This is a genomic window from Burkholderia contaminans (assembly GCF_029633825.1).
GTDB classification, from domain to species: domain Bacteria; phylum Pseudomonadota; class Gammaproteobacteria; order Burkholderiales; family Burkholderiaceae; genus Burkholderia; species Burkholderia contaminans.
Genome location: NZ_CP090640.1, coordinates 2,070,877 through 2,094,873, shown reverse-complemented (window position 1 = coordinate 2,094,873; position 23,997 = coordinate 2,070,877). Strand labels below are relative to the sequence as shown.

Below are 23,997 nucleotides of genomic sequence, written 5' to 3'. Positions count from 1 at the left end.
CGGCCGCCCTCGGGCCGGCCGGCAGGAGGGAGACAATGGCAATGACCAACGGATCGGCTTCGGGCTGGTCGGATGGCAAGCGTTACCTGTGGCTGCTCGGCGCGCTGACGATCACGCTGCCGATCCTCGCCGCCCAGCTCGCGCTGTCGACGGGCCTGCACGTGTTCTGGTGGTTCGGCCCGCTGTTTGCGTTCGGCGTGATCCCGGTCCTCGATACGCTGATCGGCGACGATCGCGACAACCCGCCCGAGGACGTCGTACCGCAACTCGAACGGGAGCGCTACTACCGGTTGATCGTCTATCTCGCGACGCTCGTCGAATACGTCGCGTTCTTCGTGTGCGTCTGGATCGTCGGCACGCACGCGCTCGCCTGGTACGACTACGTCGGCTTCGCGCTGTCGCTCGGCGCCGCGACGGGCATCTCGATCAATACCGCGCATGAACTCGGGCACAAGACCAACCGCTTCGAGCGCTGGCTCGCGAAGATCACGCTCGCGCCGGTCGCATACGGCCACTTCTACGTCGAGCACAACCGCGGGCACCACGTGCGCGTCGCGACGGCCGAGGACCCGGCGAGTGCGCGCTACGGCGAATCGTTCTGGGCATTCCTGCCGCGCACCGTGACCGGCAGCATCCGCTCGGCGTGGCGGCTCGAGAAGGCGCGCCTCGAACGGCTCGGGCATTCGCCGTGGACCTGGCGCAACGAGGTGCTGCACGCGTGGGCGATGACCGTCGTCGTGTGGGGCATCGCGATCGCGATGGCCGGCAAGGTCGTGATCCCGTTCCTCGTGATCCAGGCCGTCTACGGCGCGTCGCTGCTCGAAGTCGTGAACTATGTCGAGCATTACGGGCTCGGCCGCCGCAAGCTGCCGAACGGCCGCTACGAACGCTGCACGCCGCAGCATTCGTGGAACAGCAATCACGTGGTCACCAACCTGTTCCTGTACCAGTTGCAGCGGCACGCCGACCATCATGCGAATCCGACGCGCTCGTACCAGGCACTGCGTCACTTCGACGATGCGCCGCAACTGCCGGCCGGCTACGCGACGATGATCCTGTTCGCGTACGTGCCGCCGCTCTGGTATCGCGTGATGAATCCGCGCGTCGTCGCGCACTACGGCGGCAACATGGCGCAATCGAACATCAAGCCGTCGATCCGCGCCCGGGTGCTCGCGCAATATCCGGCCGCGGCGTGATCGCGGGGGACGGGCCGGGGTCGACTGGCGCAGGTGCGCCGCTGAAAGCCGGCACCGCGCCGGCCCCGGTTCCATCGAAGCCGGGCGCGACGGCGGCCGCCGTCACGCCATTTCCGGCAGCCTGAACACGGCCACCGCATGCCGCAGCGCGCTCGCCTGCTCGGCCAGCGCCTGCGTCGCGGCCGAGGCCTGCTCGACGAGCGCCGCGTTGCGCTGCGTCGCTTCGTCCATCTGCGTCACCGCGATGTTCACCTGCTGGATACCGCCGCTCTGCTCCTGCGACGCGGACGAGATCTCGCCGACGATCGTCGTGACACGCTGCACCGCACCGACGATCTCGTGAATCGATTCGCCCGCTCGGCCAATCAGCACGGCGCCCTCGTCGACCCGCTTCGTCGACTGCTCGATGAGTTCCTTGATCTCCTTCGCGGCGGCCGCGCTGCGTTGCGCGAGCGTACGCACTTCCGCCGCGACGACCGCGAAGCCGCGGCCCTGTTCGCCCGCACGCGCGGCTTCGACTGCCGCGTTCAGCGCGAGGATGTTGGTCTGGAACGCGATGCCGTCGATCACCGCGATGATCTCGCCGACCTTGGCGGAGCTGTCGGCGATGCCGTTCATCGTGCCGACGGCATCCGTCATCACGCCGCCGCCCGCCGCTGCGATGTTCGACGCGTCGTGCGCCAGCTGCGCCGCGTGCTGCGCGTGCTCGGCCGACTGGCGGACGATGCCCGTGAGTTCGGTCATGCTTGCAGCCGTCTCCTCGAGCGACGCAGCCTGCGCCTCGGTCCGCGCCGACAGGTCGTGATTGCCCGATGCGATCTGTGCGCTCGCCGTCGCGACGGCTTCGGCATGCGTACGCACTTCGAGCACGACGCCCGACAGGCTCGCCTGCATCGTCTGCAACGCGCGCAGCAGATCGGCGATCTCGTCGCGGCCGACTGCATCGACGTCGCGCGTCAGATCGCCTTCGGCGACGGCCTGCGCGCACGCCACCGCACGGTCGAGCGGACGCAGGATCGCGCGACTGAACAGGAATGCGCCGACCATCGCGACGCCGAGCACGGCCAGCATCAGCACGAGGCTCGCGGTCGTGGCGTGCTCCGCGTCGCGGCTCGCCTGCGCCGACACCGCGGCACTCTCGTCGGCGATCGACTTCGCGGCCCGCTCCAGCAGCGCCGCCGGCTCGCGGTCCACGCCCGCCACCGCGGCATCGCCCGCCGACGGCTCGAAGCCGGCCGCCTTGAACGCGTCGAACCCGCGCCGGTAACCCTCGCCCATCGCCGCGTGCGCGCGCATGAACTGCTCGACGAGCGATCGGCTCTCGCCAGGCGGCAACTGGTGAACGAGCTGCGCGGCGAGCGTATCGACCGTTCGCTCGCGCGTCTGGAAAGCCTGCCAATACTTGTCGAGCTTGTCGGGCTGCTTGCCGCGCAACAGCGTGTCCTTCCATTCCTGAACCTGCAGCTTGAACTGCACGAGCGTGGCCGACACGAGCCGTTCGTTGCCAACGTTCGTCTGCACGTCTTCGGCGAACGTATCGATCGACCGATTGAGAATATGGATACCGTACAGCGCGCCACCGAACATCAGTAGCAGCGCGACGGCGAATGCGAGGGGAATCTTGTAGCTCAGCTTCATGGGACCTTGAATCGACGGGGAACGATGCGGTCCGGCGCGGGCGCCGGCCGCCGCCACGTGTTAACGGCGCGGGAAGCACGGGCTTAAAGCTGAAGATTGCGGCGAAGGCTGGACGCGCATAGCGAGGCCGGCCAGTGCGCTCAGGTCGGATGCGTCGCGCGCGGCCCGATTGTCGCGCCCCTGCGCGGGCCCGCCATCCTGCGACGCACGACGATGATCGACGGCACCCCGTGTACGATCCTCGCGATCACGTGCGACAGGTAGTGGAGTGGCCACCTTGGGTCGGCGTCGACACGATCATCGCGGCAATCAGCACGATCGATGCTGCGTTTGCCATTCAGCGCGGCTGTATCGAGGACGCGCCACGATCATGCATGCGGTGGGCGCCTTCGCATCCGCACGATCCGAACTGCCGAAGGTCGAGCTGTTGCCACTGCAACGGCTTGCGACACAACGCACGAACCGCGAACCCAAAACGAAAAACCCCTTGATCCTTCCGGATCAAGGGGCTTCGTATTTTGGCGGAGAGGGTGGGATTCGAACCCACGGTACGGGGAAACCGTACGCCTGATTTCGAGTCAGGTACATTCGACCACTCTGCCACCTCTCCTTCCTTGCTGCATCTCGCGGCTGGTCGTTTCCGCGAGAAAAAGATTATAAGACGATCGCTCCGTAGCTGACAAGCCCTTTCTGCAAATTTTTTTGCGAGGGCTTCGAAGGCCGCGTTACGACGCCTGTGCCGGCGCGTCGATACGCTCGATGCCGCCCATGTACGGACGCAGCACTTCCGGCACCGTGACCGAGCCGTCCGCGTTCTGGTAGTTCTCCAGCACCGCGACGAGCGTGCGGCCGACGGCAAGACCCGAACCGTTCAGCGTATGCACGAGCTCCGGCTTGCCTTGCGCGTTGCGGAAACGCGCCTGCATCCGGCGCGCCTGGAACGCTTCGGTGTTCGAGCAGCTCGAGATCTCGCGATAGGTGTTCTGCGCAGGCAGCCACACTTCGAGGTCGAACGTCTTCGCGGCCGAGAAACCCATGTCGCCCGTGCACAGCGTGATCACGCGGTACGGCAGGCCGAGCTTCTGCAGGATCGCTTCCGCATGGCCGACCATCTCGTCGAGCGCGGCGTACGACGTTTCCGGCGCAACGACCTGCACCATCTCGACCTTGTCGAACTGGTGCTGGCGGATCATGCCGCGCGTGTCGCGGCCGTATGAACCGGCTTCCGAGCGGAAGCACGGGGAATGCGCGGTCAGCTTGATCGGCAGCGCGGACGCGTCGACGATCGACTCGCGCACGGTGTTCGTCAGCGAGATTTCCGACGTGGAGATCAGGTATTGCGTGACCTTGTTCTCCTCGCCGCCCTTCTCGACGCGGAACATGTCGTCCGCAAACTTCGGCAGCTGGCCCGTGCCGTACAGGATCTCGGGGTTCACGATGTACGGCGTATACGCTTCGGTATAGCCGTGCTGCAGCGTGTGCGTATCGATCATGAACTGCGCGAGCGCGCGGTGCAGGCGCGCGATCGAGCCGCGCAGCATCGTGAAGCGCGCGCCGGCGAGCTTCGCACCGGTCTCGAAATCGAGGCCGAGCGGCGTGCCGACATCGACGTGATCCTTCACTTCGAAATCGAACTGGCGCGGCGTGCCCCAGCGGCGCACCTCGACGTTGTCGGCTTCGTCCTTGCCGACCGGCACGCTCTCATGCGCGACGTTCGGCATGCCCAGCATCAGGTCGGACAGGCGCGCCTGGATCTCGCCGAGCTTGGCTTCCCCCGCCTTCATTTCGTCGCCGATCCCGCCGACCTCGGCCATCACGGCCGACGTGTCCTCGCCCTTCCCCTTCATCGCGCCGATCTGCTTCGACAGGCTGTTGCGGCGCGCCTGGAGCTCTTCGGTACGGGTCTGGATCGCGCGGCGTTCCGCTTCGAGCGCGGAGAAGGCGGCGATATCGAGGGTGTAGCCGCGATCGGCGAGGCGCTGGGCGACGCCGTCGAGGTCTTTGCGCAGCAACTGGATGTCGAGCATGGGAGGACTTGGAGAATCGTTGTGTAAGACGGGAATTCTAACGCACCACGGGGCCCCCACGGCACTGGCCGGACGGACAATGCTGCAAACGGGCGATGACCGTGGCGCGACGGCCATGGCAGTATCGCATTGCCGGTCCGCCAGTCGGCACCCGCGAAATCGCGCGGCATCGACGCGCCGCGGATCGCGAAACACCCGGGCGTGCCCGCCGCAGCGCATCGAACGAGGCACGTGCCACCCGTCACAACGACCCAAGGAACCCGATGGCCATCGAACTGGAGAGGGACGTACGCGACCGTGCGATCGCGTCGCTGCAACGCTATTTCACGGAAAACATGGATGAGCCGATCGGCAATATCCAGGCGGGTGCACTGCTGCACTTCTTCGTCGAGGAAATCGCGCCCGCCATCTACAACCTCGCGATCGCCGATGCGCAGCAGAGCCTGCACGCCCGCGTCACCGAACTCGACATCGAGTGCCATCAGGAGCCGTTCGGCTACTGGAAGAAGCAGCCGGCCCGCAAGCGCTGACGCGTTCGCGGCACCGGCGCGGGCCGCGCCGGACGTTGCCCGGTCAGTCCTTCTTGCCGGCCTCTCGGTCGAGTTCGCGCAGCCACGCGAGCTTGTCGGCGATCTTCGCTTCGAGCCCGCGCGGCACCGGCTTGTACCAGCGCGGCTCGCGCATCCCGTCCGGCAGGTACGTCTCGCCGGCCGCATACGCATTCGGCTCGTCGTGCGCGTAACGGTACGCGTGACCGTAGCCGAGCTCCTTCATCAGCTTGGTCGGCGCGTTGCGCAGATGCACGGGCACCTCGCGCGACTTGTCCTGCTTCACGAACGCCATCGCCTGGTTGAACGCGTTGTAGCCCGCGTTGCTCTTCGCCGCGCAAGCGAGATAGATCACCGCCTGCCCGAGCGCGAGCTCGCCTTCCGGCGAGCCGAGCCGCTCGTAGGTCTCGGCCGCGTCGTTCGCCACCTGCAGCGCGCGCGGATCGGCGAGGCCGATGTCTTCCCACGCCATCCGCACGATACGCCGCGCGAGATACTTCGGATCCGCGCCGCCGTCGATCATCCGGCAGAACCAGTACAGCGCACCGTCCGGGCTCGAACCGCGCACCGACTTGTGCAGCGCCGAGATCTGGTCGTAGAAGTTGTCGCCGCCCTTGTCGAAGCGCCGGGCGTTCAGCGTCATCGCGCTGCCGACGAATTCGGCATCGATCGTCGCGGTGCCGGCCGACGTGGCCGCCGTCTGCGCCTGCTCGAGCAGGTTCAGGAAGCGCCGCGCGTCGCCGTCCGCGTAGCCGACCAGCGTATCGACCGCCTTGTCGTCGAACGACAGGCCGTCGAGCGCGGTTTCCTGCGCGCGCTTCAGCAGCTGGCGCATCTCGTCGTCGTCCAGCGACTTCAGCACGTACACCTGCGCACGCGACAGCAAGGCCGAGTTGACCTCGAAGCTCGGGTTCTCGGTCGTCGCGCCGATGAAGGTCACGAGCCCCGACTCGACGAACGGCAGCAACGCGTCCTGCTGCCCCTTGTTGAAGCGGTGGATCTCGTCGACGAACAGGATCGTGTGGCGGCCGGTGCGGTTCAGCGTGTCCTTCGCCTGCTCCATCGACTCGCGGATGTCCTTCACGCCGCCGAGCACCGCGGACAGCGCAATGAACTCGCAGTCGAACGCGAGCGCGGTGAGCCGCGCGAGCGTCGTCTTGCCGACGCCGGGCGGCCCCCACAGGATCATCGAATGCGGCTTGCCCGATTCGAACGCGAGCCGCAGCGGCTTGCCTTCGCCCAGCAAATGCGTCTGGCCGATCACCTCGGCGAGCGTCTTCGGCCGCAGCGCCTCGGCGAGCGGGCGGCGCGGCTCGACTTGAAACAGGTCGGACATGAACCCTCGCTCCACATCAAACAATGGCGGCCGAACCGGCCGCCGGACCCGACATTATGACAGCCGCGCGAAAGCACCGCCGCGCCTGGTGCCCGGCGCCCGGCGCCCGGCGCCCACAAACAACAAGGGCCTGCCGTTGCCGGCAGGCCCTTCGGTGAAACGGCAGCGCGCGGCGCGGTCAGCCGGTAATCACGTCGGCGCCCTTCGGCACGACGAACTTGAACGTATCGCCCTTCAGTGGCGGATTCGTCTGGATGTTCGTAAACGTCAGCAGCGTGACGTTGCCGAACACGTCGTGCAGTTCCATCGCGGCCAGCGTGCCGTTCTTGAAGCCGATGCCGATCCGCTGGAACTGCGTGTCCTGCGCCTTCGGCAGCATCTCGAGCCACTCGATGCCGCCTTTCTCGCCGGCATCGCGCAGCGTGTAGTTCTTGTCGAGATCGTTGCTGCCGAACAGGATCGCGGCCGGGCTCGCGCCCAGCGCGCCGTTCAGCTTGCGCTCGGTGACCTGGTTCAGGTCGCGGTCGTACACGTAGAGCTTTTCGCCGTCGGCCTGCAGCACCTGCTGGTACGGCTTCTGGTACGTCCAGATGAACTTGCCCGGGCGCGCGAACACGAACGTGCCGCTCGAATTGTCGGTGGGCTTCGGCACGGCCTGCGCGGCGCTCGCACCCTTCGCCGGGGCCTTGACGATCTGCTGCGTGAAGTCGCCCTTCGCCGAACGCACTTGCGACACGAACGCCTTCAGTTGCTCGGTGCCGCCCGCGAACGCGTGCGTCGCCACGAGCATCAGCGATGCGCCGGCGAGCGCCGCGCCGAGCCAGCGGCGCGTCGAACGAAGGGACATTGCGAACGAATGTTGCTGCATATTGCGGTTTTCTCCCTGGGTGGCCGGCGCGGCGAGCGCCGCGGACTCATTCCGCGTCGCGCGCCGGCACAAGAATTTCGCGGTTGCCGCTCGACGACATCGCCGACACGAGCCCCGACTGCTCCATCTGCTCGAGCAGCCGCGCCGCGCGGTTATAGCCGATCCGCAGGTGGCGCTGCACGAGCGAGATCGATGCGCGGCGGTTCTTGATGACGATCTCGACCGCCTGGTCGTACAGCGGATCAGACTCGTCGCCGCCTTCGCCGGTTCCCGCGCCGGCCGAGCCCTCGTCGCCGTCGGTCGTGCCGCCTTCGAGCAGGCCCTCGACGTAGTTCGGCTCGCCCTGCTCCTTGAGCTTCTCGACGACGCGGTGCACTTCGTCATCTCCGACGAACGCGCCGTGCACGCGCACCGGCAGCCCGGTGCCCGGCGCCAGGTACAGCATGTCGCCCATCCCGAGCAGCGATTCGGCGCCCATCTGGTCGAGAATCGTGCGCGAGTCGATCTTCGACGACACCTGGAACGCGATCCGGGTCGGCACGTTGGCCTTGATGAGGCCGGTGATCACGTCGACCGACGGACGCTGCGTCGCGAGGATCAGGTGGATGCCGGCCGCGCGCGCCTTCTGCGCGATCCGCGCGATCAGTTCCTCCACTTTCTTGCCGACGACCATCATCAGGTCGGCCAGCTCGTCGATCACGACGACGATGTTCGGCAGGCGGCCGAGCGGCTCCGGATCTTCCGGCGTCAGGCTGAACGGATTCGGCAGCTTCTCTTCGCGCTTCGCGGCCTCGTCGATCTTGTTGTTGTAGCCGGCCAGGTTGCGCACGCCGAGCTTGCTCATCAGCTTGTAGCGGCGCTCCATTTCCGCGACCGTCCAGTTCAGCGCATGGCCGGCCTGGCGCATGTCGGTGACGACCGGGCACAGCAGGTGCGGAATGCCTTCGTAGACACTCATTTCGAGCATCTTCGGATCGATCAGGATCAGGCGCACCTGGTCAGCGGTCGCCTTGTACAGCAGCGACAGGATCATCGCGTTGATCCCGACCGACTTGCCCGAACCGGTCGTGCCGGCGACGAGCAGGTGAGGCATCTTCGCGAGATCCGCGCACACCGGCTTGCCGCCGATGTCCTTGCCGAGGCTCAGCGTGAGCGCCGACGACGCGGCCGCGTACACCTCGGAACCGATGATCTCGGACAGGTGCACCGTCTGGCGGCGCTGGTTCGGCAGCTCGAGCGCCATGTAGTTCTTGCCGGGAATCGTCTCTACGACGCGAATCGACACGAGCGACAGCGAGCGCGCGAGATCCTTCGCGAGGTTGACGATCTGGCTGCCCTTCACGCCGGTGGCCGGCTCGATCTCGTAGCGCGTGACGACCGGGCCCGGATACGCGGCGACGACGCTCGCCTCGACGCCGAAGTCCTTCAGCTTCTTCTCGATCAGGCGCGACGTGAATTCGAGCGTGTCGGCGGAAATCGATTCCTGCGCCTTCGGCGCGGGATCGAGCAGCGATACCGCGGGCAGCGTCGAATCGCCCGGCAGGTCGGTGAAGAGCGGCACCTGGCGCTCGCGCTCGACACGCTCGGACTTCGCCGGCGTGACGACCGGCGGCACGATCGTCACGGGCTCGTGATCCTCGATGCGCACGCGCTCCTCTTCGACCTTGCCTTCACGGCGCACGGCCGCGGCCTCGCCGAGCTTGCGGTCGCGCTCGGCCTCGCGGCGCAGCTTCGCGACGTTGACGGCGGACAGGATCGCGCCGCCGACGCGCTCGGCGACCGACAGCCACGAGAAGCGGAAATACAGCGACAGGCCGATCGCCAGTGCGATCAGCAGCAGCAGCGTGCCGCCCGTGAAGCCGAACGCGTGCGACATCGCGCCCGCGACGGCCTCGCCGACGACACCGCCCGGCGCACGCGGCAACTGCACCTTCAGCGACCACATGCGCAGCGCCTCGATGCCGTCGCACGCGAGCACGACGAGCACGAACGCGAGGATTTCGGTGAGCCAGCCGATCGGCCGCTCGGGTTCGTCCGCGACCGCCTCGTGGCGCGTGATGCGGCGATAGTTGACGGCGATGCGCCGCGCGAGCGGCACGATCAGCCAGTAGGCCGACAAGCCGAACAGCAGCAGGATGATGTCGGCCGTCCAGGCGCCGACGCGGCCGGCCCAGTTCGTGATGTGGTCCACCTGGGCGGCGTGCGTCCAGCTCGGATCGCGCCGGCTGTAGCTCAGCAGGGCCATCACCAGAAATGCGCAGAGCGCGACCTGGAGAATCCAGCGGATCTCCGTGAGGAGCTTCGACATCCGGTGCGGCAACGCCTGTGCCTGGGCGGAATAAGGAGCTTTTGCCATGAATCCGTATTTAGAGGACGGGCCGTGCGCCCGCCTGTCGTTCGATCCCGCTTATTGTAAACGCTGCACCGGGCCGCCAAGTGTAAATGACGGTTACATAACGGGGCCGGGGTACGGGCGGCCCGTCGGACGCGCGCCGCAGCGGCCCTTTCCCCCCGTCCGTCCGGCGCCGGCGGGCACCGCTGCCACGCTCCCCGAGCCGGCGCCGGGCCCCGCCGCCCCCGTGCGGCAACGCGCCGCCGCGCGCGTCGCCCACCCCGCGTGCGCGTCCATTGCGCTGCCCGACACTATCGCCACGATTGAAACTCTCGTTCGGCAACGCAGCAACGGGGCCTTTATAATGCGCGTCTGATACCCATCTATGACGGCATCCCGGCCAACCCGGATCGTCCGGCGAGCCCTACCCCGCCCGCCACGGCCGCCTTTTACGGATTCGCACATGTCCACGCCCAAACACGCCAAAGTCCTGATTCTCGGTTCCGGCCCCGCCGGCTACACGGCTGCCGTCTACGCGGCACGCGCCAACCTGTCCCCGGTGCTGATCACCGGCATCGCGCAGGGCGGCCAGCTGATGACCACGACCGACGTCGAAAACTGGCCGGCAGACGCGAAAGGCGTGCAAGGTCCGGAGCTGATGGCGCGCTTCCTCGAGCACGCCGAGCGCTTCAACACCGAGATCGTGTTCGATCACATCCACACTGCGAAGCTGCACGAGCAGCCGATCCGCCTGATCGGCGACTCGGGCGAATACACGTGCGACTCGCTGATCATCGCGACCGGCGCGTCCGCGCAGTATCTCGGCCTGCCGTCCGAAGAAGCGTTCATGGGCAAGGGCGTGTCGGCCTGCGCGACCTGCGACGGCTTCTTCTATCGCGGCCAGGAAGTCGCGGTGATCGGCGGCGGCAACACGGCCGTCGAGGAAGCGCTCTACCTGACCGGCATCGCGAAGAAGGTCACGGTGATCCACCGCCGCGACAAGTTCCGCGCGGAGCCGATCCTGATCGACCGCCTGCTGGAGAAGGAAAAGGAAGGCGCCGTCGTGATCAAGTGGGATCACGTGCTCGACGAAGTGACGGGCGAGGATTCGGGCGTCACCGGCCTGCGCATCAAGAACGTGAAGACCGGCGCAACGGAAGACCTGCACGTGCAGGGTGTATTCGTCGCGATCGGCCACAAGCCGAACACCGACCTGTTCCAGGGCCAGCTCGAGATGAAGGACGGCTACATCCTGACGAAGAGCGGCCTGCACGGCAACGCAACCTCGACGAGCGTGCCGGGCGTGTTCGCCGCGGGCGACGTGCAGGACAACGTGTACCGCCAGGCGATCACCAGCGCCGGCACGGGCTGCATGGCCGCGCTCGACGCGCAGCGCTACCTCGAAAGCCTGCACGACAAGAAGTAAGCCGCGAGTCTCGCCGCGCCGGGCGCTACAATGGCGTCCGCTGCCGCGAAGCGGGCTCGACCGGAAAGCCGCTGCCGCCGCGCAGCGGCTTTTTTTCTGCCCGCGCGCCCGAACGCGCTTGCCTCGTTACCGAATCATGGCGAAGAACCAGCCCCATCCGAGCGATCCCGCGAAGCGGACGATCGCTGCCCGCCCCGTGACCCCGGCGCCCGAAGCGCCGCCGCCCGCGCTCGATGCGGCCGCGTTGCGCGGCCAGGGGCTCGCGGGCCTCGGCGCATTGCGCAAGTCGCTGCAAGGCGAAGCCGATCGCCGCGAACGCGCACGCGTCGAAACGGCCAAGGCCGAGCGCAAGGCAGAAGCCGACGCGAACCTGTTCCGCAACGAGATCGGCGCGATCCAGCCGCTGAACGCGCCGCCGCGCGCGGCGGCCGGCCGCACGCCGCCCGACCCGGTGCCGAAGCAGACGCAGCGCGACGAGGAAGCCGTGCTGAACGCGACGCTATCCGACGAATTCGATCCCGAGACGCTGCTCGACAGCGACGACTCGCTGTACTACCACCGCCCCGGCATCAGCCGCGACGTCGTGCGCAAGCTGAGGAGCGGCGCATGGATCGTGCAGGCGCAGATCGACCTGCACGGCATGCGGCGCGACGAGGCGCGCGACGCGCTTGCCGAATTCATCCGCGAAGCCGGCAAGAAGGGGCTGCGCTGCCTGCGCGTCATCCACGGCAAGGGGCTCGGCTCGATCGGCAAGGAACCCGTGCTGAAGGGCAAGGTGCGCGCATGGCTCGTGCAGAAGGAAGAAGTGATCGCGTTCTGCGAGGCGCGCGGCAACGACGGCGGCGCGGGCGCGGTGCTGGTGCTGCTGCAGCCGTTCGCGACACCGGCCGACCGGGGGCCGCGTGCCGCATCCTAGGCTGACGCTCGCGATCGCGGTACTGGAGGCGATCGCCACGCTGGCCTTTGCGATCTCGGGGTTCATCGAGGCGCGCAAGAACCGCCTCGACTCGGTCGGCACGTTCGTCGTCGCGCTCGCCACCGCGTTCGGCGGCGGCACGCTGCGCGACATCCTGCTCGAGCGCCGGCCGTTCTACTGGGTCGTGCACGACGACTACGTGATCGCGATCTTCGTGCTCGCGCTGTTCGCGCCGTTCGTGCTGCGAATGTTGTCGCGGCTGTCGGCCGAGCGGTTGCTGCTCGTGGCCGATGCGATCGGGCTCGGGATCTTCAGCATCTCGGGCACGGCGATCGCGCTCGACGCCGAGATGCCGCGCTTCATCGCGGTGATGATGGGCGTGATCACGGGCGTGGTCGGCGGGATCGTCCGCGACGTGCTGTGCAACGACATCCCGCTGATCCTGCGGGATTCGCGGCCGTATGCGACCTGCGCGTTCGTCGGCTGCTGGTTCTACCTGCTGCTCGTGTGGCTGCAGTTCGACTCGGTGTACAGCGTGCTGCTCGCGACCGGCTTCATCCTCGTCGCGCGGCTCGCGACGTTCAAGTTCGACGTCAGGCTGCCGCATTGACGCATTGACGCCGCACCCGCTTGCGCAAACGAAAGGGGCCGTTTCGAAACGGCCCCTTCTTCGTTCAGCGCATGGGCCGCGTCACGCGATCCGCTCTTCCGACGCCGGATCGAACAACACCGCCTTCGACACGTCGAACAGCAGCGACAGCGTCTGGTCGGGCTGCGGGTTCGCGGCCGGGTGCACGCGGCTCACGATGCGCTTGCCGTTCACCTGCGCGAACACGTGCGTGTCCGGCCCGGTCGGCTCGGTCACGTCGACGCGCACGTCGAACGGTTGCAGATGCGACGCGTCGCCGTTGTGCGCGTGGCGCACGTCGGTGATGCGCTCCGGCCGCAGGCCCAGGATCACCTCGCGGCCGACGTGCGACTTCAGCTTCGCCGCGTCGAACGGCAGGTTCAGCGCGCCGCGCTTGACGCCCGTATCGACTTCGAGCGCGATCCCGCTGCCCTGCTCGATCAGCTTGCCGTTGATGAAGTTCATCGGCGGCGCGCCGATGAAACCCGCGACGAACAGGTTCGACGGCGAATCGTAGATCTCCTGCGGCGCGCCGAACTGCTGGACCACGCCGTCCTTCATCACCGCGATCCGGTCGCCGAGCGTCATCGCTTCGATCTGGTCGTGCGTCACGTAGACGATCGTCGTGCCGAGGCGCTGGTGCAGCAGCTTGATTTCGGCACGCATCTCGATGCGCAGCTTCGCGTCGAGGTTCGACAGCGGTTCGTCGAACAGGAACAGCGACGGATCGCGTGCGAGCGCACGGCCCATCGCGACGCGCTGGCGCTGGCCGCCCGACAGCTGGCCCGGCTTGCGGTCGAGCAGGTGCTGGATCTGCAGCATCTGCGACACGCGGTCGACGATCTGCTGCTGCTCGCTCTTCGGCACCTTGCGGATGTTCAGGCCGAACGAGATGTTCTCGCGCACCGTCATCGACGGGTACAGCGCATACGACTGGAACACCATCGCGATGTCGCGATCCTTCGGCGACAGGTCGTTGACGACCTTGCCGTCGATGCAGATCTCGCCGCTCGTCACGGTTTCGAGCCCGGCGATCATGTTGAGCAGCGTCGACTTCCCGCAGCCCGACCCGCCGACCAGGATCAGGAACTGTCCGTCCTCGATCTCGATGTCGACACCCTTCAGGACCGGCACCCCGTTCGGGTAGGTCTTGTACACGTCACGGATGGAAAGGCTTGCCATGCTGTGAATCCTCTGTCTCGTCTCGCGCGGCGCACTCTGGCGCCGCGTCGGGTTCGTTTCGATGCGCCGCGCGCGAGGCGCGGCCGGTTCGTCGTATCGGATGAAACCGCGCTTACCCCTTCACCGCGCCCGCCGTCAGCCCGCGCACGAAATAGCGGCCGGCGACGATGTAGACGAGCAGCGTCGGCAGCGCGGCGATGATCGCGCCCGCCATGTCGACGTTGTATTCCTTCACGCCCGTCGACGTGTTAACGAGGTTGTTCAGCGCAACCGTGATCGGCATCGAATCGACGCCGGAGAACACGATCCCGAACAGGAAGTCGTTCCAGATCTGCGTGAATTGCCAGATCAGGCACACCATGAAGATCGGCAGCGACACCGGCAGCAGGATCTTCGTGAAGATCGTGAAGAAGCCCGCGCCGTCGATGCGCGCGGCCTTCACGAGCTCGGCCGGCACGCTCACGTAGAAGTTGCGGAAGAACATCGTCGTGAACGCGATGCCGTACACGACGTGCACGAACACGAGGCCCGGAATCGTGTTGGCGAGGCCGAGCATCCCCTGCAGGCGCGCCATCGGCAGCAGGATCACCTGGAACGGGATGAAGCAGCCGACCAGCATCATCGTGAACAGCGCATCCGCGCCGCGAAAGCGCCAGTGCGTAAGCACATAGCCGTTGAACGCGCCGATCAGCGACGAGATCAGCACGGCCGGGATCACCATCTGCAGCGAGTTCAGGAAGAACGGCTTCATGCCGTCGCAGCGCACGCCGGTGCACGCGCCGCTCCATGCCTTCACCCACGGGTCGACGGTCCACGTGGTGGGCGGCGTCAGCAGGTTGCCGGTGCGCAGCTGGTCGAGATCCTTGAACGACGTCGACAGCATCACGTAGATCGGAAACAGGAAATACAGCGCGAACAGGATCAGTGCCGCATAGATCACTGCCCGGCTGATCGTCATCTTAGGCTGCATTGCGGGTGCTCCTCGATTCCATATACATCAGCGGCACCAGCACCGCGACCACGGTCGCGAGCATCATCACCGAGGACGCCGCGCCGAGCCCGAGCTGGCCGCGGTTGAACGAAAACGTGTACATGAACATGGCCGGCAGCGACGACGACGTGCCCGGGCCGCCCGCCGTCAGCGCGACGACGAGGTCGAAGGTCTTGATCGTGATGTGGCAGAGGATCAGCAGCACCGAGAAGAACACCGGGCGCATGCTCGGAATCACGATCTTGCGGTAGATGGTCGGCAGCGTCGCGCCGTCCACCTGCGCGGCCTTGAAGATCTCCGCGTCGACACCGCGCAGCCCCGCGAGAAACAGCGCCATCACGAAGCCGGTCGACTGCCACACGGCCGCGATCACCACGCAGAAGATCGCCTTGTCCGGATCGTCGAGCCAGCCGAACGAGAAGCTCGTCCAGCCCCAGTCGTGCATCACCTTCTCGAGGCCGAGGCCCGGGTTCAGGATCCACTGCCAGGCGGTGCCGGTGACGATGAACGACAGCGCCATCGGATAGAGGAAGACGGCGCGCAGCGCGCCTTCATTGCGGATCCGCTGGTCGAGCAGGATCGCGAGGAACAGCCCGAGCGCGACGCAGATCACGATGAACGGGATCCCGAACCAGCCGAGATTCGCGGCGGACGTCCACCATACGTCGTTCTGGAACAGGTCCGAGTAACGGCCGAAGCCGTCGAATTCGTAGTTCGGCAACAGCCGCGAATTGGTCAGCGACAGATAGCCGGTAATCAGGATGAAGCCGTAGATGAACACCACGGCGATCGCGACGCTCGGCGCAAGCACGAGCTTCGGGATCCAGCGATCGGCGAAGGCCGACATCGGCGACGTACGCCGCGCGGCGGCAGCGCCGGATCCGTTTCCGCTAAGAGGGGCAGCCACTTGATTCGACTCCTGGAACGAGGGCGACGCAGGCCGGGCCGGCGCCGGGTACGGCACGGGCTTCGCGGGCGAGCCCGTTTGCTGCACATGCAAAAACGCCCGGCCGATGAAGCGTTTCCGGCCGGGCGCCTGTCGCGCGTTACTTGACCTTCGCGGCCTTCGCGAGCGCGGCGACCGCGCTCTTCGAATCCTGCTGCGAGTTCATGAACTTCGTCACGACGTCCGTGATCGCGCCGGCGGTCGCGTCGCTCTGCGCCATCCCGTGCGCGAGCGACGGAACGAAGCCGCCCGACTTGATCGCGGTCTGCTCGTCGGCGTACGACTTCTTCGCGCAGTCGTCGAACTTGTCCATCTTCACGCCGAGGCGTACCGGCACCGAACCCTTCAGCAGGCTGAACTGTTCCTGGAAGTCCGGCGTCATGATCGTCTTCGCGAGCGCGAGCTGGCCCGGCGTTGCCGCCTTCTCGCCCTTCTGCTGGAAGAACACGAACGAATCGACGTTGAACGTGTACGCATTCGCCGTGCCCGGCACCGCCGCGCAGATGTAGTCCTTGCCCGCCTTCTTGCCGGCGTTCTCGAACTCGCCCTTCGCCCAGTCGCCCATGAACTGCATGCCGGCCTTGCCGTTGATCACCATCGCGGTCGCGAGGTTCCAGTCGCGGCCGTTACGGCCGGTATCGAAGTAGCCCTGGATCTTGCGCACCGTGTCGAACACGGACAGCATCTGCGGCGAGGTCAGCGTCGCCTGGTCGAGGTCGACCAGCGCCTTCTTGTAGAACGCCGGGCCCTGCGACAGCACGACGTCTTCCCACAGCGTCAGGTCCTGCCACGGCTGGCCGCCCATCGCGACCGGCTGGATGCCCGCGGCCTTCAGCTTGTCGGCCACCGCGAAGAATTCAGGCCAGGTGGTCGGCACCTTCGCACCGACCTTGTCGAGCGCGGCCTTGTTGATGTACAGCCAGTTCACGCGGTGCACCGAGAACGGCGCCGCGACGGTGTGGCCCTTGTACTTGATGATCTTGTCGATTTCCGGCGGCAGGTTCTGCTTCCAGTCGCCGGCAGCGGAATCGATGTTGACGAGCACGCCCTGGTCGGCCCAGTCCTGGATCAGCGGGCCCTTGATCTGCGCGGCCGACGGTGCGTCGCCGCTGATCACCTTGGTCTTCAGCGCGGTCATGGCCGCGGCGCCGGCGCCGCCCGCGACCGCGAAGTCCTTCCACACGTAGCCCTGCTTCTGCACGTCGTCCTTCAGCACGCCGACGGCCTTCGACTCGCCACCCGAGGTCCACCAGTGCAGCACCGTCACATTCTCGGCTGCCTGCGCCGCCACGGCGCCAGCCATCAGACCTGCGGCGCAGAGCGCGCCCATGATCGAGCGAACTTTCATTACTTATCTCCTCCAGACTGAATCAACTCGTGAGGTTCCCGGACGGGGAACCGGCTTCTTGATAACGACGGGGAAATCGAGCCGCGGGACGCATGCAGCGTACGGGGCCGATGACCGGCCGGGCTCTTACAGAAAGCGTGAATCGAGATTCAACGGCGTGTCTCCTCTTTGTGTTTCTGGCCCGCCGCGATGATGCGGCGCGAGCCCGGGGCCGACGCCGCGCTGACGATGCGCGCCGTCAATGTCCGATAACATTCGGCACAAGGCGTTCCCGAAGGCGAAGCTCGCGCAGTTCATCGACCGCACTTCTTTTTTTCTTCACCCAGGTGCTACCCCTTGCGGCGGATTGTAGTTAAACTACAATTCAGTGTCAAAAATATTTTTATCGCACTACGGATCGCTTCCGGGCACCCCCAACACGGCGGAGACACATGCATACCGATTCCAGCTTTACCTTCGTACTTTTCGGCGGCACCGGCGATCTGTCGATGCGCAAGATCCTGCCTGCGCTGTTCGAAGCGCACCGTGCGAACATGCTGGCGGAGAGCGGCCGGATCGTCGCCGTGGCGCGTCATGAATCGGATCGGGCGTCCTATCTCGAATGGGTCGACACGCACGTGAAGCCGCACGCGGCCAAGGCCGCCGGCAAGGCGTTCGACGAAGCCGCGTGGAAGTCCTTCCTCGATCGCATCGAGTACGTGCACCTCGATCTCGGCCGCGCGGAAGACTACGTCGTGCTGCGCGACGCGGTGGCATCGCTGCCCGGCATCCGCGTGTTCTATCTGGCAACGGGCCCGTCGCTGTTCGTGCCGATCTGCAAGGCGCTCGCGGCGGTCGGCCTGAGCGAAGGCTCGCGCATCGTGCTCGAGAAGCCGCTCGGCTACGACCTGAAGTCGTCGAACGCGATCAACGACGCGGTCGGCGAGATCTTCGCGGAAGGCCAGATCTACCGGATCGACCACTACCTCGGCAAAGAACCCGTGCAGAACCTGCTCGCGCTGCGCTTCGGCAATGCGCTGTTCGAGCCGCTGTGGCGCCGCGAATGGGTCGAGAGCATCCAGATCACGATCGCCGAGGAGCTCGGCGTCGAGGCGCGCGGCGATTTCTACGACAATACCGGCGCGCTGCGCGACATGGTGCAGAACCACCTGCTGCAGTTGCTGTCGATCGTCGCGATGGAGCCGCCGCATTCGATGGATTCGGATTCGGTGCGCGACGAAAAGCTGCGCGTGCTGCGCGCGCTGAAGCCCGTCGATCCGCGCGACATCGGCAAGGTGGCCGTGCGCGGCCAGTATCATGCGGGCGTGATCAAGGGCGCGCAGGTGCCGGCCTACGCGACCGAGCCGGGCGTGAAGCCCGACAGCCAGACCGAAACCTTCGTCGCGCTGAAGGTCGAGATCGAGAACTGGCGCTGGGCCGGCGTGCCGTTCTTCCTGCGCACCGGCAAGCGGCTGGCCGATCGCGTCGCGGAGATCGTCGTCAATTTCCGCCCGGTGCCGCATTCGGCGCTCGGGCCGACCGCGCTGCGCCCCGGTTCGAACCGCCTCGTGATCCGGCTGCAGCCGAACGAGACGATCCGCCTGTACTGCCTCGCGAAGCAGCCCGGCGAAGGGATGAACCTCGCGAGCGTGCACCTCGACCTCGCGTTCGACCAGTTCTTCAAGGAAGGGCAGATGGAGGCGTACCAGCGCCTGCTGCTCGACGTGATCAACGGCCGTCTCGCCCTCTTCGTGCGCCGCGACGAACAGGAAGCCGCATGGCGCTGGGTCGAGCCTATCCTGAACGAATGGGCGCGCACGCTGAAGCCGCCGAAGCCCTACGCGGCAGGCACGTGGGGGCCGGCCGCGGCGAGCGCGATGCTCGCGCAGCACGACACCTGCTGGCTCGAAGAAGAGAACTGATGCAAACCGTTGCCGCGCACGCCAGCGTGCGCGGCAACGTGCTCCACGATTCGTACGATTTGAACAGACAAAGCAGTCCGGAGGAGATGTGATCGAGATTCACGCTTTCGACACCCAGGAAGCGCAAAGCGAAGCGCTCGCGCGCGCCGTCGGCGATGCGCTGCGCGCCGCGCTCGCCGGCCCCGCGCGCCCGACGCTCGCGGTGTCCGGCGGCACGAGCCCGCGCCCGTTCCTGCAAACGCTGTCGCACGCGGCGCTCGACTGGGCCGGCGTCGACGTGACGCTGGTCGACGACCGCTGGGTGCCGGAGGACGACGCCGCCAGCAACGCGCACCTCGTGCGCGACACGCTGCTGCAGCACGCAGCCGCCCCTGCCCGCTTCCTGCCGCTCGTCGACACGCGCGCCGCGCTCGACGCACACGTCGCCGCGCTGAACGCAAACGCCGACTACCGCGTGCCGACCGTCGCGGTGCTCGGCATGGGCGAGGACGGCCATACCGCGTCGATCTTCGCCGATGCGCCCGAATGGGATCACGCGATCACGACGCCCGAGCGTTTCGTCGCCGTCCATCCCGGCGCTGCGCCGCATGCACGCGTGAGCTTCTCGCTCGATGCGCTCAAGCGCGTCGACCGGCTGTTCCTGCTGATCGCGGGCGAACGCAAACGCGCGGTGCTCGACGCCGCAGCCGCATCGCTGCAGAAGAACGCGATTTCCCAACTGGCCAACGACAAGGGGACCCAGCTCGATGTCTACTGGTGCGCAAAGTAAGGCGGCCGTCGCAGGCCAGCATGCCGACGGCCCGCGGCTGCTCGCGGACGTCGGCGGCACCAACGCGCGCTTCGCGCTGGAAACCGGCCCGGGCGAGATCACGCAGATCCGCGTCTATCCCGGCGCCGACTATCCGACGATCACCGACGCGATCCGCAAGTATCTGAAGGACGTGAAGATCAGCCGCGTGAACCACGCGGCGATCGCGATCGCGAACCCGGTCGACGGCGACCAGGTCACGATGACCAACCACGACTGGAGCTTCTCGATCGAGGCGACGCGACGCGCGCTCGGCTTCGACACGCTGCTCGTCGTCAACGATTTCACCGCGCTCGCGATGGCGCTGCCCGGCCTGACCGACGCGCAGCGCGTGCAGGTCGGCGGCGGCACGCGCCGCCAGAACAGCGTGATCGGCCTGCTCGGGCCCGGCACCGGGCTCGGCGTGTCGGGCCTGATTCCGGCCGACGACCGCTGGATCGCGCTCGGCAGCGAAGGCGGTCACGCATCGTTCGCGCCGCAGGACGAGCGCGAGGATCTCGTGCTGCAATACGCGCGCAAGAAGTTTCCGCACGTGTCGTTCGAGCGCGTGTGCGCCGGCCCCGGCATGGAGATCATCTATCGTGCGCTCGCCGCGCGCGACAAGAAGCGCGTGGCCGCGTCCGTCGACACGGTCGAGATCGTCGAGCGCGCGCATGCGGGCGACGCACTCGCGCTCGAGACGGTCGAGTGCTTCTGCGGGATTCTCGGCGCGTTCGCGGGCAGCGTCGCGCTGACGCTCGGCGCGCTCGGCGGCGTGTACATCGGCGGCGGCGTCGCGCTGAAGCTGGGCGAGCTGTTCACGCGCTCGTCGTTCCGCGCGCGCTTCGAGGCGAAGGGCCGCTTCACGCACTACCTCGAGAACATCCCGACCTACCTGATCACCGCCGAATACCCGGCGTTCCTCGGCGTATCGGCGATTCTCGCGGAGCAGTTGTCGAACCGCTCGGGCGGTGCGTCGTCGGCCGTGTTCGAGCGGATCCGCCAGATGCGTGACGCGCTGACGCCGGCCGAGCGCCGCGTCGCCGATCTCGCGCTGAACCATCCGCGCTCGATCATCAACGATCCGATCGTCGACATCGCGCGCAAGGCCGACGTGAGCCAGCCGACGGTGATCCGCTTCTGCCGCTCGCTCGGCTGCCAGGGGCTGTCGGATTTCAAGCTGAAGCTGGCGACCGGCCTCACCGGCACGATCCCGATGAGCCACAGCCAGGTGCATCTCGGCGACACGGCCACCGATTTCGGCGCGAAGGTGCTCGACAACACGGTGTCCGCGATCCTGCAGCTGCGCGAGCACCTGAATTTCGAGCACGTCGAGAACGCGATCGAGATCCTGAACGGCGCGCGGCGCATCGAGTTCTACGGGCTCGGCAACTCGAACATCGTCGCGCAGGACGCGCACTACAAGTTCTTCCGCTTCGGGATCCCGACGATCGCGTACGGCGACCTGTACATGCAGGCCGCATCGGCCGCGCTGCTCGGCAAGGGCGACGTGATCGTCGCGGTGTCGAAGTCGGGACGCGCGCCCGAACTGCTGCGCGTGCTCGACGTCGCGATGCAGGCCGGCGCGAAGGTGATCGCGATCACGTCGAGCAACACGCCGCTCGCGAAGCGCGCGACCGTCGCGCTCGAGACCGATCACATCGAGATGCGTGAATCGCAGTTGTCGATGATCTCGCGGATCCTGCATCTGCTGATGATCGACATCCTCGCGGTCGGCGTCGCGATCCGTCGCGCGTCGACCAACGGCGAGTTGCCGGAGGCTGTCGCGCAGGCGCGCGCGCGGGCGAGCGACGACGAAACGGCCGACGTGCTCGACTGGCTGAGCCACGGCGCGTCACCGGCGGCGAAGGACGTCACGCGGGATTGACGCGGCGCGGCAGCAGCCGCTTGCCGCGTTCCAAACGAGAACGCCACCGGCGCAGCGCGCACGGTGGCGTTTTTCATTGTGCGGCCCGGCTGGCCACGCGGCTCAAGCGCCCGCTTTCACGGGCCGACCATGCCAGCGCAGCACGAGGTAGCGTCCGGCGAGACACAGCACGCCCGAAACACCGATCGTCACGCCCATCGCGAACGGCGTGCCGTCCGCGAGTGCGCCGATCGCGACGCTCGCGAGCGCGCCGAGCGCCAACTGCATCGCGCCGAACACGGCCGCCGACGCGCCCGCGTTGTGCGGATAGCGATGCATGAGGTCGGTCGTGCAGTTCGCCGACAGGATCCCGACCACGCCGACGACGAAGAACAGGCACACGACGATCGACCACAGCCCGCCCCACCCGGTCAGCGCGACGAGCGCGACCGCGAGCGACGCGATGCAGCTCACGAGCGACGCGGCCGCGATGATGCGCAGCGAACCGAGGCGACCGACGAGCCGCGTGTTCGCGAAGTTGCCGATCATGATGCCGACGACGTTCAGGCCGAACAGCAGCCCGTAGTGTTGCGGCGACACGTGGAAATACTCGATGTACACGAACGGCGTCGCGGTGATGTACGAGAACATCGACGCGAACGCCATCCCGCCGCACAGCATGTGCCCCCAGGCGACGGGATCGGACAGGATGCGCCCGTATGAAGCGAACGACGCGAGCACGGCCGCGCTCTTGCGCCGCTCCTTCGGCCAGGTCTCGGGCACGCGCAAGTACGCGGTCGTCGCGCATATCGCACCGAACACGGCCAGCACGACGAATACGCCGCGCCAACCGGAGAAGCGCAGGATCTGACCGCCGATCAGCGGCGCGAGCAGCGGCCCGACCGCGGTGACGATCGCCACCATCGACAGCACCTTCGCCGCGTCGGTCGGCTCATGCGCGTCGCGCGCGATCGCACGCGACAGCACCGATGCCGCGCCGGCGCCAAGCGCCTGCAGGAAGCGCACGAGGATCAGCATGTCGATCGACGTCGACACGAAGCAGCCGATGCTCGCGAGCGTGAACAGCGCGATGCCGCCGAGCAGCACGGGGCGTCGGCCCCACGTGTCGGACAGCGGGCCGTACAGCAGCATCCCGACCGAGAAGCCGGCCATGAAGCTCGTGAGCGTGCGCTGCGCGGCGCCGGGGCTGACGGAGAAGCCGTGGGCGATCGACGGCAGGCTCGGCAGGTACATGTCGGTAGCGATCGGCCCGCAGGCGGCGAGCGCGCCGAGCAACAGGATCAGCCGGGCATCGGGCCGGCGTCGGATGACGTGAGACATGGGTATCCGGAATGGAGCCCGCGCGCATCGGGGCGCGCGTGGCGGTGAAGACGGCCGGCCGCGCCGCGAACGGCGCGCCCAGGCCCATGATTGTACGCGCAACTTTTTTGCTTGCTGGCGGCGTGAGTGCGCAGCAGGCCCGAAAGTCACTGTGCGGCACCCGCCATGCGGGATCGAGAGCATGGATTCGATTAAGCTTGCAGCGCCTCCTCCCTTCTTGTCTGACCAATACAGCGCACGACCGAACCGATGACCGCCTTCCTGTTGATCTGGAGCCCCAAGAAATGGCCATGGCCCGAGCTGCCCGACGTCGCCGCGCGCGTGAAGGCCGGCGAGGCCGTACATGACGTGTGGGGCTGCGGCTTCGCGCGCGGCATCCTCCCGGGCGACCGCGTGTTCCTGCATCGGGTCGCGAAGGAGCCCAAGGGCGTGTTCGGCTCAGGCTACGTGACGCGCGCGCCGTACGAGGTGCCCGATCCGTCGACGAAGCGCGGCTACCGGCTGTGCATCGACTTCGTGTACGACTGGCTGGTCGACGCGCACCAGGACGTCGTGATCGCGCGCGACGCGCTGCGCGTCCATCCGTATTCGGTGCAGACCTGGGATGCGCAGAGCTCCGGCACGGTGATCAAGCCGATGGTCGAAGGCCCGCTCGAGAAGCGCTGGGCCGAGCTGACCGGCAAGCGCAAGCCGCCGCCGTTGCCGGATCGATAACGGGG

Annotated in this window: 19 protein-coding genes and 1 tRNA gene; 9 read left to right on the top strand and 11 right to left on the bottom strand. The window is 67.1% G+C overall.

The window, feature by feature from the left end:
• The first annotated feature begins 35 nt into the window (after positions 1 to 35).
• Positions 36 to 1,196 carry an alkane 1-monooxygenase gene (locus LXE91_RS09720; protein WP_039343436.1) on the top strand — a complete coding sequence of 387 codons (1,161 nt, stop codon included), beginning with the start codon at positions 36 to 38 and terminating at the stop codon, positions 1,194 to 1,196.
• A gap of 102 nt (positions 1,197 to 1,298) precedes the next feature.
• On the opposite strand, the gene LXE91_RS09715 is transcribed toward LXE91_RS09720, so the two are convergent.
• From LXE91_RS09715 to serS, 3 genes are all read right to left on the bottom strand, one after another.
• Complete coding sequence (locus LXE91_RS09715) at positions 1,299 to 2,834, bottom strand: methyl-accepting chemotaxis protein (protein WP_039343439.1); 1,536 nt, start codon at positions 2,832 to 2,834, stop codon at positions 1,299 to 1,301.
• Between the two features lie 519 nt (positions 2,835 to 3,353).
• Positions 3,354 to 3,444, bottom strand: a tRNA-Ser gene (locus LXE91_RS09710).
• Positions 3,445 to 3,559: 115 nt separating this feature from the next.
• Complete coding sequence (gene serS, locus LXE91_RS09705) at positions 3,560 to 4,861, bottom strand: serine--tRNA ligase (RefSeq protein WP_039343442.1); 1,302 nt, start codon at positions 4,859 to 4,861, stop codon at positions 3,560 to 3,562.
• A gap of 263 nt (positions 4,862 to 5,124) precedes the next feature.
• On the opposite strand from serS, the gene LXE91_RS09700 reads away from it, so the two are divergent.
• On the top strand, positions 5,125 to 5,391 hold the full coding sequence (locus LXE91_RS09700; RefSeq protein ID WP_039343444.1) for a DUF2164 domain-containing protein: 267 nt from the start codon (positions 5,125 to 5,127) through the stop codon (positions 5,389 to 5,391).
• A 43-nt stretch (positions 5,392 to 5,434) separates the two neighbouring features.
• Here the strand turns inward: LXE91_RS09700 and LXE91_RS09695 are convergent, their stop codons facing one another.
• The 3 genes from LXE91_RS09695 to LXE91_RS09685 form a co-directional block, all read right to left on the bottom strand.
• Positions 5,435 to 6,745: a replication-associated recombination protein A gene (locus LXE91_RS09695; RefSeq protein WP_039343447.1), complete on the bottom strand. Its 1,311-nt coding sequence runs from the start codon at positions 6,743 to 6,745 to the stop codon at positions 5,435 to 5,437.
• A 178-nt stretch (positions 6,746 to 6,923) separates the two neighbouring features.
• A complete protein-coding gene (gene lolA / locus LXE91_RS09690) occupies positions 6,924 to 7,613 on the bottom strand; it encodes an outer membrane lipoprotein chaperone LolA (protein WP_039343487.1) in 690 nt (229 codons plus the stop codon).
• A gap of 46 nt (positions 7,614 to 7,659) precedes the next feature.
• Positions 7,660 to 9,969, bottom strand: coding sequence for a DNA translocase FtsK (locus LXE91_RS09685; protein WP_039343450.1), 2,310 nt, complete (start codon positions 9,967 to 9,969; stop codon positions 7,660 to 7,662).
• Positions 9,970 to 10,408: 439 nt separating this feature from the next.
• Here LXE91_RS09685 and trxB point away from each other — a divergent pair, with 439 nt between their 5' ends.
• The 3 genes from trxB to LXE91_RS09670 all read left to right on the top strand — a co-directional run bounded on the left by trxB (position 10,409) and on the right by LXE91_RS09670 (position 12,897).
• Entirely contained in the window at positions 10,409 to 11,371 is a 963-nt protein-coding gene (gene trxB / locus LXE91_RS09680) for a thioredoxin-disulfide reductase (RefSeq protein ID WP_039343453.1), read from the top strand.
• Between the two features lie 136 nt (positions 11,372 to 11,507).
• Positions 11,508 to 12,287 carry a Smr/MutS family protein gene (locus LXE91_RS09675; protein ID WP_039343456.1) on the top strand — a complete coding sequence of 260 codons (780 nt, stop codon included), beginning with the start codon at positions 11,508 to 11,510 and terminating at the stop codon, positions 12,285 to 12,287.
• Positions 12,274 to 12,897: a trimeric intracellular cation channel family protein gene (locus tag LXE91_RS09670; RefSeq protein WP_039343458.1), complete on the top strand. Its 624-nt coding sequence runs from the start codon at positions 12,274 to 12,276 to the stop codon at positions 12,895 to 12,897. Before LXE91_RS09675 ends, LXE91_RS09670 begins: the two co-directional genes overlap by 14 nt.
• 81 nt (positions 12,898 to 12,978) lie before the next feature.
• Here the strand turns inward: LXE91_RS09670 and LXE91_RS09665 are convergent, their stop codons facing one another.
• From LXE91_RS09665 to LXE91_RS09650, 4 genes are all read right to left on the bottom strand, one after another.
• Positions 12,979 to 14,097 (bottom strand): ABC transporter ATP-binding protein, encoded by a 1,119-nt coding sequence (locus tag LXE91_RS09665; protein ID WP_039343461.1) that lies wholly within the window; start codon positions 14,095 to 14,097, stop codon positions 12,979 to 12,981.
• A gap of 112 nt (positions 14,098 to 14,209) precedes the next feature.
• Entirely contained in the window at positions 14,210 to 15,067 is an 858-nt protein-coding gene (locus LXE91_RS09660) for a carbohydrate ABC transporter permease (RefSeq protein WP_011544828.1), read from the bottom strand.
• Complete coding sequence (locus LXE91_RS09655; RefSeq protein WP_039343490.1) at positions 15,057 to 15,995, bottom strand: carbohydrate ABC transporter permease; 939 nt, start codon at positions 15,993 to 15,995, stop codon at positions 15,057 to 15,059. Before LXE91_RS09655 ends, LXE91_RS09660 begins: the two co-directional genes overlap by 11 nt.
• Positions 15,996 to 16,134: 139 nt before the next feature.
• Positions 16,135 to 17,382 (bottom strand): ABC transporter substrate-binding protein, encoded by a 1,248-nt coding sequence (locus tag LXE91_RS09650; RefSeq protein ID WP_039343464.1) that lies wholly within the window; start codon positions 17,380 to 17,382, stop codon positions 16,135 to 16,137.
• Positions 17,383 to 17,813: 431 nt separating this feature from the next.
• Here LXE91_RS09650 and zwf point away from each other — a divergent pair, with 431 nt between their 5' ends.
• The 3 genes from zwf (at position 17,814) to LXE91_RS09635 (ending at position 21,958) form a co-directional block, all read left to right on the top strand.
• On the top strand, positions 17,814 to 19,283 hold the full coding sequence (gene zwf, locus LXE91_RS09645) for a glucose-6-phosphate dehydrogenase (RefSeq protein WP_046196648.1): 1,470 nt from the start codon (positions 17,814 to 17,816) through the stop codon (positions 19,281 to 19,283).
• A gap of 88 nt (positions 19,284 to 19,371) precedes the next feature.
• Complete coding sequence (pgl, locus tag LXE91_RS09640; protein WP_039371066.1) at positions 19,372 to 20,052, top strand: 6-phosphogluconolactonase; 681 nt, start codon at positions 19,372 to 19,374, stop codon at positions 20,050 to 20,052.
• Positions 20,030 to 21,958: a bifunctional transcriptional regulator/glucokinase gene (locus LXE91_RS09635; protein ID WP_039371062.1), complete on the top strand. Its 1,929-nt coding sequence runs from the start codon at positions 20,030 to 20,032 to the stop codon at positions 21,956 to 21,958. Before pgl ends, LXE91_RS09635 begins: the two co-directional genes overlap by 23 nt.
• A gap of 102 nt (positions 21,959 to 22,060) precedes the next feature.
• On the opposite strand, the gene LXE91_RS09630 is transcribed toward LXE91_RS09635, so the two are convergent.
• A complete protein-coding gene (locus tag LXE91_RS09630; protein WP_039371060.1) occupies positions 22,061 to 23,278 on the bottom strand; it encodes a Bcr/CflA family multidrug efflux MFS transporter in 1,218 nt (405 codons plus the stop codon).
• A gap of 249 nt (positions 23,279 to 23,527) precedes the next feature.
• On the opposite strand from LXE91_RS09630, the gene LXE91_RS09625 reads away from it, so the two are divergent.
• On the top strand, positions 23,528 to 23,992 hold the full coding sequence (locus LXE91_RS09625) for a hypothetical protein (protein ID WP_011351244.1): 465 nt from the start codon (positions 23,528 to 23,530) through the stop codon (positions 23,990 to 23,992).
• Positions 23,993 to 23,997 lie beyond the last annotated feature (5 nt).

Excerpts from the sequence above, each read along its gene's own strand:
- LXE91_RS09650 (WP_039343464.1), bottom strand. The coding sequence starts at position 17,382 with ATGAAAGTTCGCTCGATCATGGGCGCGCTCTGCGCCGCAGGTCTGATG.
- LXE91_RS09660 (WP_011544828.1), bottom strand. The coding sequence starts at position 15,067 with ATGCAGCCTAAGATGACGATCAGCCGGGCAGTGATCTATGCGGCACTG.
- LXE91_RS09695 (WP_039343447.1), bottom strand. The coding sequence starts at position 6,745 with ATGTCCGACCTGTTTCAAGTCGAGCCGCGCCGCCCGCTCGCCGAGGCG.
- LXE91_RS09630 (WP_039371060.1), bottom strand. The coding sequence starts at position 23,278 with ATGTCTCACGTCATCCGACGCCGGCCCGATGCCCGGCTGATCCTGTTG.
- zwf (WP_046196648.1), top strand. The coding sequence starts at position 17,814 with ATGCATACCGATTCCAGCTTTACCTTCGTACTTTTCGGCGGCACCGGC.
- LXE91_RS09700 (WP_039343444.1), top strand. The coding sequence starts at position 5,125 with ATGGCCATCGAACTGGAGAGGGACGTACGCGACCGTGCGATCGCGTCG.
- lolA (WP_039343487.1), bottom strand. The coding sequence starts at position 7,613 with ATGCAGCAACATTCGTTCGCAATGTCCCTTCGTTCGACGCGCCGCTGG.
- LXE91_RS09625 (WP_011351244.1), top strand. The coding sequence starts at position 23,528 with ATGACCGCCTTCCTGTTGATCTGGAGCCCCAAGAAATGGCCATGGCCC.
- LXE91_RS09635 (WP_039371062.1), top strand. The coding sequence starts at position 20,030 with ATGTCTACTGGTGCGCAAAGTAAGGCGGCCGTCGCAGGCCAGCATGCC.
- LXE91_RS09715 (WP_039343439.1), bottom strand. The coding sequence starts at position 2,834 with ATGAAGCTGAGCTACAAGATTCCCCTCGCATTCGCCGTCGCGCTGCTA.
- serS (WP_039343442.1), bottom strand. The coding sequence starts at position 4,861 with ATGCTCGACATCCAGTTGCTGCGCAAAGACCTCGACGGCGTCGCCCAG.
- LXE91_RS09720 (WP_039343436.1), top strand. The coding sequence starts at position 36 with ATGGCAATGACCAACGGATCGGCTTCGGGCTGGTCGGATGGCAAGCGT.
- trxB (WP_039343453.1), top strand. The coding sequence starts at position 10,409 with ATGTCCACGCCCAAACACGCCAAAGTCCTGATTCTCGGTTCCGGCCCC.
- LXE91_RS09675 (WP_039343456.1), top strand. The coding sequence starts at position 11,508 with ATGGCGAAGAACCAGCCCCATCCGAGCGATCCCGCGAAGCGGACGATC.
- LXE91_RS09665 (WP_039343461.1), bottom strand. The coding sequence starts at position 14,097 with ATGGCAAGCCTTTCCATCCGTGACGTGTACAAGACCTACCCGAACGGG.
- LXE91_RS09685 (WP_039343450.1), bottom strand. The coding sequence starts at position 9,969 with ATGGCAAAAGCTCCTTATTCCGCCCAGGCACAGGCGTTGCCGCACCGG.